Annotated in this window: 12 protein-coding genes; 8 read left to right on the forward strand and 4 right to left on the reverse strand. The window is 64.5% G+C overall.

What is annotated here, in order from left to right:
- Window positions 1-665: 665 nt before the first annotated feature.
- The 8 genes from MKK70_RS23280 to MKK70_RS23320 all read left to right on the forward strand — a co-directional run bounded on the left by MKK70_RS23280 (window position 666) and on the right by MKK70_RS23320 (window position 6975).
- Window positions 666-989 carry a hypothetical protein gene (locus MKK70_RS23280; RefSeq protein ID WP_243950225.1) on the forward strand — a complete coding sequence of 108 codons (324 nt, stop codon included), beginning with the start codon at window positions 666-668 and terminating at the stop codon, window positions 987-989.
- Between the two features lie 10 nt (window positions 990-999).
- Window positions 1000-1200 carry a hypothetical protein gene (locus MKK70_RS23285; protein WP_243950227.1) on the forward strand — a complete coding sequence of 67 codons (201 nt, stop codon included), beginning with the start codon at window positions 1000-1002 and terminating at the stop codon, window positions 1198-1200.
- Window positions 1200-1610: a penicillin-binding protein gene (locus MKK70_RS23290; RefSeq protein WP_243932221.1), complete on the forward strand. Its 411-nt coding sequence runs from the start codon at window positions 1200-1202 to the stop codon at window positions 1608-1610. The genes MKK70_RS23285 and MKK70_RS23290 overlap by 1 nt, the downstream gene beginning before the upstream one ends.
- A gap of 448 nt (window positions 1611-2058) precedes the next feature.
- The gene (locus MKK70_RS23295) at window positions 2059-2277 is read left to right on the forward strand and encodes a hypothetical protein (protein WP_243950228.1); all 219 of its coding nucleotides are present in this window, start codon (window positions 2059-2061) and stop codon (window positions 2275-2277) included.
- A gap of 77 nt (window positions 2278-2354) precedes the next feature.
- Window positions 2355-3311, forward strand: a complete 957-nt coding sequence (locus tag MKK70_RS23300; protein WP_243950230.1) for a hypothetical protein — start codon at window positions 2355-2357, stop codon at window positions 3309-3311.
- A gap of 606 nt (window positions 3312-3917) precedes the next feature.
- On the forward strand, window positions 3918-5312 hold the full coding sequence (locus tag MKK70_RS23305) for a pilus assembly protein TadG-related protein (RefSeq protein WP_243950232.1): 1395 nt from the start codon (window positions 3918-3920) through the stop codon (window positions 5310-5312).
- Window positions 5313-5706: 394 nt separating this feature from the next.
- The gene (locus tag MKK70_RS23310; protein ID WP_243950234.1) at window positions 5707-6099 is read left to right on the forward strand and encodes a hypothetical protein; all 393 of its coding nucleotides are present in this window, start codon (window positions 5707-5709) and stop codon (window positions 6097-6099) included.
- A 252-nt stretch (window positions 6100-6351) separates the two neighbouring features.
- Window positions 6352-6975: a site-specific integrase gene (locus tag MKK70_RS23320; RefSeq protein WP_243950235.1), complete on the forward strand. Its 624-nt coding sequence runs from the start codon at window positions 6352-6354 to the stop codon at window positions 6973-6975.
- 33 nt (window positions 6976-7008) lie between these two features.
- Here the strand turns inward: MKK70_RS23320 and MKK70_RS23325 are convergent, their stop codons facing one another.
- From MKK70_RS23325 to MKK70_RS23340, 4 genes are all read right to left on the reverse strand, one after another.
- Window positions 7009-7326, reverse strand: a complete 318-nt coding sequence (locus MKK70_RS23325; RefSeq protein WP_243932227.1) for a metal-sensitive transcriptional regulator — start codon at window positions 7324-7326, stop codon at window positions 7009-7011.
- 135 nt (window positions 7327-7461) lie between these two features.
- The gene (locus MKK70_RS23330) at window positions 7462-8319 is read right to left on the reverse strand and encodes a manganese catalase family protein (RefSeq protein ID WP_243950236.1); all 858 of its coding nucleotides are present in this window, start codon (window positions 8317-8319) and stop codon (window positions 7462-7464) included.
- A 361-nt stretch (window positions 8320-8680) separates the two neighbouring features.
- Window positions 8681-8899, reverse strand: a complete 219-nt coding sequence (locus MKK70_RS23335) for a hypothetical protein (protein WP_243932229.1) — start codon at window positions 8897-8899, stop codon at window positions 8681-8683.
- Window positions 8900-8982: 83 nt separating this feature from the next.
- Complete coding sequence (locus MKK70_RS23340; RefSeq protein ID WP_243950238.1) at window positions 8983-9393, reverse strand: helix-turn-helix domain-containing protein; 411 nt, start codon at window positions 9391-9393, stop codon at window positions 8983-8985.
- Between the last annotated feature and the right edge of the window lie 28 nt (window positions 9394-9421).

Below are 9421 nucleotides of genomic sequence, written 5' to 3' on the forward strand. Positions count from 1 at the left end.
ACAGCAGCGTCAGCGCGTCTCACAGCACCGTTATATGCCATGTCGTCGTGCAGACATACCTACCCTTATCCTAATTTTTTTTCTTTTGCTGACCAGGCCACCACCCAGATATAACCAAATCTTCACCCTCTTCCCCAACACGACGCTCTCCCGATCGGAACTTCGAACTCGGCGGGCAGAAAGGGGGCGTCGAGGGGCGCACGAATGTGTTGCTCCAGGATTGGCCGGGTCATGTTCTGCGCTTCCGGCACCTGGTCGGTTGCAAGGCCAGAAAGGCGGGAGACCTCGGATAGCAGCTCAGGGGAGGAGGTATTGCTTACGGTTCCCGGAACCGGATGCCGGAGCCCCCGCCTTTTTCGGGGATGAATTCAAGGCCCTAACTCTCGAACGCGCGTTGAATGGTTGCGATCGTAGGGCCGTGAGCTGTTAGAGCGCCGGGCGCAGCTCCAAAACTTTTGATCGTAGGAAGCGATACCCCCGACGCCTCGGCGAGATCCTTTTGCTCCCAACGTAGCAAAGCTCTTCCAGCACGCACCATTTCGCTACTGAGCATCGACCGTCCCAGAAAATGATACCCAGGGGATAAGAGTGATACCTGAGGAATTGAAAGTACCTCGGGACTCATAAAATGCCCCAGGCATCGAATTAGAGCAACGCTCCTTCCGATGCGCTACGCCAACCTCATCCCCGCCTCGCACATCAGCCGCAGCGCCGACCCGCGCCTGACCGCCGACGCCCGCCGCATCGTCACCTGCGCCAAGTCCGCGGTCGTCGCCTCGACCGAGAGCGCCAAGCGCTTCGCCCGCACCGTCGCCCCGCTGGTCCACCGCGACGGCTCCTTCGACCGCTCCGCCATCATGCGCGCCGCGATCCTCTCCGCTCAGGCCCGCTTGGAAGTGACTGGCGACGCCTGGGGCGTGTGCATGTCCTACGCGCTCAAGGGCGCCTGGGCCGCCGCCAAGTCCTCCCGCGCCGACCGCGCGCACTGAGGCCGGACCGATGGCCTCCGATCTGATCCGCTCTCCCGCCGTCCGCCTGCTGCACGCCCGGCAGGATCACGCGATCTGCCTGCGCCTCGCGGCCTCCTACCGGTACCGGATCGCGGCCGGCGAGACTAATCAACGCGAGGCCCATGCCTGGGCGCTCGGCAACGCCCGCCGCTGGCGCCTCGTCGCCGCCGAACTGAGCGAGACGCGCTGATGGCCGACCTCGCCCGCCGTGGCGTCCTCGGCGCCTTCTTCGTCCTCGTGTCCTCGCGGGTGCCGGCCATGGCCTTCGACCGGGTGCTGCCGGCGATCCGCTGGGCCGAGAAAGCCGATGCTGCCTATTCCGCCTCGGGCCGTGTCGCGGCCGATCTCGCCGCCGCAGGGTTGCCGATGCCCGCCGGCTGGCGCGCATACCGGGCTTCCCTAGCCCATGTCCGCCGGCTTGCCCGCCTCGACCTCTACGCCCTAACGCCGACTACGCCCGAGACCGCCGCGGCGCTGGCCGCCTACCACACCGCCCGCGGCGAACGTGCCGGTAGCACTGGCGCTCGACGTGCCGCCCGCCGCCGGCTCCGCAAGGTGTTCGCCCGGCCGGGTGCCGTGCTGCCGCCCCGTCCGACCTGATCGGCGCCCCTTCCCCCTCCGCCTTCCCTGATTTCCTCCCCGAGCCCTTTGGAGCCCGACCGATGACGCACGCCCGTATCCTCGCCCTCGACACCGCCGCTGCCGATCCGATCCACGCCGCCATGCAGCGCCACCGCGCCGCCTACGACGCTAATCAGGTCGCTCCCGAGGGCAAGACGTCCGTGATCGCGAGCGACGACTACGACGCCGCGACGGACGCCCTGATGACGACGCCTTGCGCCTCCTGGTTCGGCGCGCTTGCCCTGCTCGGGCACCTACGCTGGTGGCTAAGCGAGGAAGCCGAGTTCTCGGCAGCTCACCAACCCGGCTACGGCATCGCACAAGCCCGCGTCGCCGACCTGACCCTGTTTTCGGTACCAACCTGCCGCAGGTCGCGATCTCGCCCGCCTTCCCCTCGGGCCGCCTGTCGCCCGCCCCGTCCCGCCTGTTGCCGGGCGTCGATCGCTACAGCCAGCACGCCGGGCTTGCCCCGCCAAACGAAGCCCTTCCAGGCGAGGACGAGACCTGGCCGGCCGTGACCGCGATCCGTCCTGATACCGCGTTCGTCCGATCCCGTCGCTTCATCAGCGCGGCCGGCGAATTCCTGACCGCCGTGGCGATCATCGGGGGCGGATGCATCCTCACGGGGCTGGCGTCCCTGCTCTGAACTCCTGAACCACCGAGCCACAGAAATTCTGAAATCCTGAAACGCCGAATTACGGAGCTACTGAGATGCGTAATCCTATGAAGCGCCGGCCGAGCACCGGTCCCAAGCCGACCCTGCGCGAGCGGTTCGCCGCGATGAGGGCCAAGGTCGCGGGCTTAAATGCGGGCAAGGACCGCCAGTCCGAGCCGGCTGGCTCGCTGGCCGCCTCCGTGCCCCTATCTGCCGCTGCCGCCGTGCCGATTGCGATCGACAGACATATGCGAGCCTACGCGGAACGGCTCTATGCCGAAGCCTACGGGACGGCGGATGCTGGCACACGCGCGGAGCAAGAGCGCGACGCGTTCCGGGCGCTTCTTCACACCCCGCTGGCCTCGGATGCCGAACGCCTCGCTTACGCCACGGCCATCATCGCGCGCGCTGCAGGGGTCTACGGTCTCGAATGCCGTGGCAGCACTTGCGCCGCTTGGATGCCGACCGCTTACCGCAACCTCGCCTTTGGAGAGTACGCGCCGGAGCACGACATGGCGGGGCATCAGCCTACCGCAGCGGATACCCCCTCGGCCTCAGCTTCATCGCTCGCGAGCGAGGCAGAGATTTCTTCCACCAATGTGGAGGCCGAGTTGACGGCCCTCGTTGCGAAATATCAGGGGTTCGCTCGCGTCAGCGATGAAGCCATGGCCCGTGAGGATGATGCCGGCTTGCCGCTCTCCGATGACCTGGACAACGCGATTGATCGGGTTCGCCATTTCACAAACCTGGGCCGGGAGGACACCGTTCGGCACGCCATGGCCCTTCCGGCGACCACGCTTCTCGGCTTCGGGCTCAAGGCCCAAATCTTAGAGCACGATGCAGGCGCGGCCTGGGATGGGAGCGAAGCCGATGCAGACAACGTGCGTTGCCGGGCGCTTCTGCACGGGCTGATCGCAGCGGCCGGGCTCTCGCCGATCCCGCAGCTTGATGTGACCTCCGATGAAGTCCGCGGCTGGCTCGCGGCTCCCGAAACCGCCCCCGGCGCATCCCGCATGAAAGCCTGAGCTATGAGCAACGTCATCACCTTCCGCCCACGCGCCGTGGCACCGAACGTCCCTCCGGCCCCGTCGCCGGCCGCGACCCGGCGCATGATCGAGGAAGCGGCACAGACCGCCCTCGACACAGCGGACAGCCTGCTCGCGATCCTCGACCGCATGAACGGGGATGCGGAGGCTGACGACGCTGGCGAGGCGGAGTCGGCTCCCATGGTGGCCGAGCGGTCCGGCGGGCAGGTTGCGTCCCTGCGAGGGGATACCGTTGAGGGGCGGTCCTCTGCGCTGGATAATCGTCCTTCAGGACATACCAGCCGCGCCGACTGTGCTCTCGTTCGCCCCGCGCCCGTGGCGCGGCGCCGGCAACGTCGTGGTGGCGGCTGGCGTGGCGCTGCTTGAGGTGGTGGTGGCCCAGCCCGCGCACGACCCTTCGCAGCACATAAAACACCGCTTCTTTGGTTGTTTATGCAACCATTTAAGACCGGCGATTATGGGTCGCAGGTGGATTTCAGCTTAACTCATCAAACTAATACGGACAGGCAGAGCGGCGCATTAACTATTGGCTCTTAGAAGCCCGGGTGGTGAGATGAGGGATCGGTCTGTATAGGCCGCAACGGCATGAGCCAAGACTGGCTAGGCACAGCACGCTCCTTCGGACCCGACCGCCGCGGTGCCGTCGCTGTCATCTTCTGCCTCTGCGCGACGGTGCTGCTCGGCCTTGTTGGTGGCGGTGTCGATTACGCGCGCCTCGCCGCCCGACGGGCCCAGTTGCAGGCGGCCGTCGATGCTGGCGTCCTGGCCGGCGGCAACGCCCTCAAGCTCGCGATGTCGACCACGGCCGCAGTGATCGGCGTCACCGAGCAGACGGTCCGATCCGAGGCGAAGTCGCCATCTGACCGGCCACTGACAGTGCAGGTGACGGTCGCGTCCGACAAAACCAATGTCGCCGCCTCCGCCGCCGAGACCTTCAAGCTGACTTTCGGTAGCTTCGTTGGGATGCCCGCCGCCAGTCTCACGGTGAAGGCGCAGGCAAGCGTCGTTGGGCGAATGCGCCTGTGCATGCTGACGCTCGATCCTTTTGCTGCCGGCTCGTTCAATCTGCAGAAGAACGCGCAGGTCACCGCCTATGGCTGCTCGCTGTACTCGAACTCGGTCAACGCCACCGGCATGGTCGGCGGCGACAACGCGATGGCGCGCGCCGACACGATCTGCTCAGCTGGCGGCTACCTTGGGCTTCGCGCGAACTTCGCGCCCGTGCCGCAGGCCGGGTGTCCGGCAATTGATGATCCGCTGAAGAACCGTGCGTCGCCAACGATCGGTGCATGCCTCTCAATACCATTATCGGCCAACAAGAAGGGTGATATCAGCAAGAACGAGATTGATCAGAATGCAACGCTCGATCCGGGCACCTATTGCGGTGGCTTGAAGATCTCCAAAAACGCCGTTGTCACGCTCAAGTCGGGCACGTACGTCATCAAGGACGGGCCGCTGATGGTCTACGATAAGGGAACATTGTCTGGTACGGACGTATCGCTGTACTTCTCCGGCAACACGGCGGGGCTGCTCTTCGACAAAGGCAGCACAATCAGTCTTAGCGCCCCCACACTTGGGGTGATGGCAGGCCTTCTGATTTCGGAGGAACGAACCGTCAGTACCCCGCTGGATCCCGTAGTCGGCTTGGCGAACGGCCTCATCGGCGCCCTGCTGCCGGCTCTGGGGCCACCGCCCCCGACGCCAACTCCACTAGGGCAGACCAAGCCGATGCGAACCTATCGCATCATCAGCGACAACGCCCGTACCATGCTCGGTACAATCTACTTGCCAGCCGGACGCCTCGTGATCGATGCGACGAAGCCGGTGGCGGATCAGTCGGCCTACACCGTGATCGTAGCCCAACAAATCAACCTCTACGAAGGGCCGAACCTCGTCCTTAACGCCAACTATAGCGCAACGAGCGTGCCGGTGCCGAAGGGTGTCGGCCCGGTCTCGGGCCGGCTACTGCTGACACAATGATGTGTGTCGACAGCCTCCCTTTCGAGGAAATGGGGCGGTAGCCGTATGCCCGTCATGGGCCGGGACCCGCAGGTCCGCCCTACGACCAACAAGAAGGGAGTGGGAGGGATTTCGGTCCGTCCACTTCCAGGCGCGGGGTCCCTGATGCAGACGCCGCATAGGTGCACGAAGTGGTTTGCCGACTGCTTGGACAGTGACGTCGGAACCTCAGGGCGGAAGTGGTGCGCCGGTTATCTGGGAGATTGGCTCGGTTTTCGCTGGGCCAGAACATCGAGCATATACTCCGGCCTCTTATGGACAAAGCTATAACTTAAACATCGCCATTATCGGGATATTAACTAATTTATCTAATTCTTAGCACCAGAAATACTATCGAAACTTTCTCGATGTAATCATGCCGGGGGATCAAAACGAAAATAAAGTGTGGGTCTATCTTATGGGAGCTTCGATAAAGCGGCGCGTTCTCGCATCCGCAGCAGGGTTGGCCTGCTGTCTCGTGTGCCTCCAGGCCTACGCCAACGCATCGACCGTCGCCGGCATCGTCATTCAGAAAGCCAAGCAATTCGGCTTCCAGGCGGTCACCCTGCAGGCCGGCGGATCCATCGTGCTGTCCAACGAAGAGGCGACGTCCGTCCACCACGCCTATATCGAGGCGGACGGGGTCCACCGCGATTTCGGCGACCAGGAGCCCGGCAGCCGCACCACGATGGTGTTCCCGCAAAGGGGCGACTTCCTCGTCCTCTGCGGCGTGCACCCAAAGATGAAGCTCGCCGTCCATGTCGACTGAAGGCCTATCGCGCCGGGGACCGAGGGGTGACTTCCGCTGCGCTTGATGTCCATGGGATCCATCCTTTGTCGTTTGCAGAACTGCGCCTCAGAGCGACCAACCAGCGTCGACCTAGATCGACGCGCCGGTGACGAACGCGCCGAGGTCCGAACACATCCACAGGACGGCTTCGGCAATCTCCTCGGGCTCCAAGGGCATCCGCTGCCGGATCGGCACGGTCCCGACGCAGAGGGCGCCACGACCGCCGACATCATGGCCGCGATCCTGATGCGGACGCCAGGCACCCTGACAGGGAAGTGCAACCGGGCGCTGCTGGCGCTCGGGTTCGCCGGGGCCTTCCGCCGGTCCAAGCTGGTCGCGCTCGACGTGGCGGACCTCCGCGAGGACACGGGAGATCTGCGCGTCATGGTGCGCCGGTCGAAGGTGGATCAGGAAGGGCAGGGGTTCGAGAAAGCGATACCGCATGGGCGCTTCATCCGGCCTGTTGCCCTCGTGCGGGAATGGCTTGATGCGGCCGGGATCTCGGGGGGGCCGGTGTTTAGGCCGGTCTCGCGGTCGGGGAAAGTGCGGAAGGCTAAGTTAAACTTAGGCCGTGAGGGTTCGGCGGAGGACGTAGGAGCCGAACTCCTCGAGCCTCGCCTGACAACCCAGGCCGTCGCTGACATCATCAAGCAGTACTGCACCGCCGCCGGGCTTGATGCCTCGACGTTCGGGGCACACTCGCTGCGGGCCGGCTACATCACCTCGGCGGCGGAGCGGGGTGCAGACCTCGCTCGGATCATGGATCAATCGGGGCTCCGCGATCCGCGGACCGTCGGTGGCTACATCGGGCGCGCGAACGCGTTCAAGGGACAGTCGGCGAGCGGATTTCTATGACTTTACGAGGACCGGTGAGCTTGTAATTTCAGCTCACTCTCCTTTGCGCATCGCTGCCCGTAGGACGGACATCACGTCGTCGATGGCAACGTCCGGTGAGCCGTCCCGGACAGCGATCTGCACGCCCATCGTCACATGCTGAGCAATGATGGCTAAGGCCACCTCACGCAGCGCCGCGCTGATCGCATTGACCTGTTGGACCTCGTCCAAGCAGTAGCGATCCTGCTCGATCATCGTCCGCAGGCCACGAACCTGACCCTCGATACGGCTCAGACGTGTCAGGAGTGGTCGCTTCTCCTCCTCACTGCGAGTCAGATGGACCCTGCCGTCGACGATGCTGCCTTCACTCACGCTCGTATCCGCTACCACCACCCCAGAAATCTAACATAGATTGGCACAAGGGACGATGGCGTCCGAGAGAGGCCGAACCGATCTCGGACTTTCAACCTCGGACCCTGGCTTACGCCAGGGCCCGCGCGCGTCAGCTCAACCGATCTGCTGGCTCTGGGCGCCGCTGTCGGGGCGTGCCGGACCGAGCACCGGCTCCTGGCCCATCGGCGCGTTCTGGACGACGTTGTAGACGCCCTTGCCGTCGAGCGAGGGGCCGCTGGTCCAGCGGCCCTCGGGCGCAGGCGAGCCTTCGACGCCGGTGGCGAAGAAGCTGTAATTGTACTTCTGGTGCTCCGCGCTCTGCGGGAAGCTGTTCGGGATCGGCAGATTGCCCTCGTGACCGCCGAGTTCCTCGATCACCGCGAGCCATTGCTGCTGGTGCATCGTGTCGCGCGCGATCAGGAAGCTCCACATGTCCTTCATGCCGGGATCGTTGGTCGCGTTCGACAACCGGACTGCGAGCACCCGTCCCGTCGTCTCGGCGGCGACGTTGCAGTACATGTCGGCGGCGAGGTTCCCGCTCGCGTAGATGTGGCTCATGTCGAAGGGCACGCCCTCGCAGTTGGCCGGGAAGGCGGCCATGCCGGTGGAGAGCAGGTGCCGGTGCAGCATGCCCTCGACCACGTGGCGCGGGTTCTCGCCGCCCATCACCGCGCCGACGACGGCATCGGCGCCCCCCGCTTCCTGGAGCTTGGTCGGGGCGTTCTCGAGGTTCATCGCGACGGCAGTCGCCAGCATCTCGATGTGGCCCATCTCCTCGGTCGCGGTGTTGAGGAGCATGTCGCGATACTTCGTCGTCGGCCCACGGGAACCCCAGGCCTGGAAGAAGTACTGCATGCAGACGCGGATCTCGCCCTCGATGCCGCCGATCGCCTGCTGCAGCATGCGCGCGTAGACGGGGTCCGGGCTCTCGACCTTCACGGGATACTGCATGCGCTTGTCGACGTAGAACATGGGCTCAACCTGATTGATCGGCCCCCACCAGTCTGATGGGCATCTGTGATACCCCCGGGGAGTATCATGGCCGGTTCCTTCAGAACCCTCGACCAGCCGGTCGGTTCATTCTTAATCGCCGGCCCTGGTACGACGGCGGCCTTGCACGGACAGCTTGATAGCTGCTGCTGTCTAGCTTCGAAGCCGCTGGCTTCGAGAAGCGGCTTGGTCGGATGGTGTCCGGCGTGGATCTCGCCCGGATCGTGGATCAGTCAGGCCACCGCGCCCCTCGCACGGCCGTCGGCTACATACGCCGGGCGAGCACCTTCAAGGGGCACTCGGGGAGCGGGTTTATCTGATCGCATCGGCAACTTCAGTCGAGCTACGACTTGTCGGCCTCTGCGGTCACGAAGGCGATACATCGAGCGCGAGCTTCAATGGCGATGATGCGATCAAAAGCTTCGACCAACGCGCGGGTTTCGGAATGCCGCGAATGCGGATCGGCCGGCCCATACAAATCGCCGATGGTCAGGCCGAGTTCGTGCGCGATGCGCTCAAGCCTCGCCTTGAGATCGGATTGATCGACGGGAGCCTTCGTCATGGATCACGATCCTACGGCAAAGGCGTAAAAGAGAGAATTCAGTTTGTTACGACGCCAGCCGCTTCGGTCCGAGGCGCCGGGCGTCACCCGGTTTTCTCGACCATCCCGTTTTGCAGGCTGGCTGCGGCCTTCACGGTCGACAACACACTGCTGCAGGTCGTCTTGTCGGAGATGCCGGCGAATGTCCTGATCAGGGTCAGCACATCGGGATCCTGCAACAGGTGCTGGATCGACTCCCTGCCATCGCCGGTCTCTGCCGGATCGTCGAAGAAGGTCGAGACCGGGACGTCGAGGAAATCAGCGATCGCCTGAAGTCGGGCGGCTCCGACGCGGTTGCGTCCCTTCTCGTACTTCTGGACCTGCTGGAACGTGACCCCGAGCGCCTGCCCGAGCGCGGTCTGGCTCAGACCTTGAGCGGTCCGATACGCCGCGATGCGGCTTCCGATCGATCGGTCGCCGCTGGTCGCGAGCTTCGGCGCATGGATGGGGGTCATTCGGGCATTCGCTTTCAGGTTGGAGACG

Origin of the sequence: Methylobacterium sp. E-041 (assembly GCF_022829665.1) — a bacterium.
GTDB lineage: Bacteria > Pseudomonadota > Alphaproteobacteria > Rhizobiales > Beijerinckiaceae > Methylobacterium.

Excerpts from the sequence above, each read along its gene's own strand:
- MKK70_RS23280 (WP_243950225.1), top strand. The coding sequence starts at position 666 with ATGCGCTACGCCAACCTCATCCCCGCCTCGCACATCAGCCGCAGCGCC.
- MKK70_RS23285 (WP_243950227.1), top strand. The coding sequence starts at position 1,000 with ATGGCCTCCGATCTGATCCGCTCTCCCGCCGTCCGCCTGCTGCACGCC.
- MKK70_RS23290 (WP_243932221.1), top strand. The coding sequence starts at position 1,200 with ATGGCCGACCTCGCCCGCCGTGGCGTCCTCGGCGCCTTCTTCGTCCTC.
- MKK70_RS23300 (WP_243950230.1), top strand. The coding sequence starts at position 2,355 with ATGAAGCGCCGGCCGAGCACCGGTCCCAAGCCGACCCTGCGCGAGCGG.
- MKK70_RS23305 (WP_243950232.1), top strand. The coding sequence starts at position 3,918 with ATGAGCCAAGACTGGCTAGGCACAGCACGCTCCTTCGGACCCGACCGC.
- MKK70_RS23310 (WP_243950234.1), top strand. The coding sequence starts at position 5,707 with ATGCCGGGGGATCAAAACGAAAATAAAGTGTGGGTCTATCTTATGGGA.
- MKK70_RS23320 (WP_243950235.1), top strand. The coding sequence starts at position 6,352 with ATGGCCGCGATCCTGATGCGGACGCCAGGCACCCTGACAGGGAAGTGC.
- MKK70_RS23330 (WP_243950236.1), bottom strand. The coding sequence starts at position 8,319 with ATGTTCTACGTCGACAAGCGCATGCAGTATCCCGTGAAGGTCGAGAGC.
- MKK70_RS23335 (WP_243932229.1), bottom strand. The coding sequence starts at position 8,899 with ATGACGAAGGCTCCCGTCGATCAATCCGATCTCAAGGCGAGGCTTGAG.
- MKK70_RS23340 (WP_243950238.1), bottom strand. The coding sequence starts at position 9,393 with ATGACCCCCATCCATGCGCCGAAGCTCGCGACCAGCGGCGACCGATCG.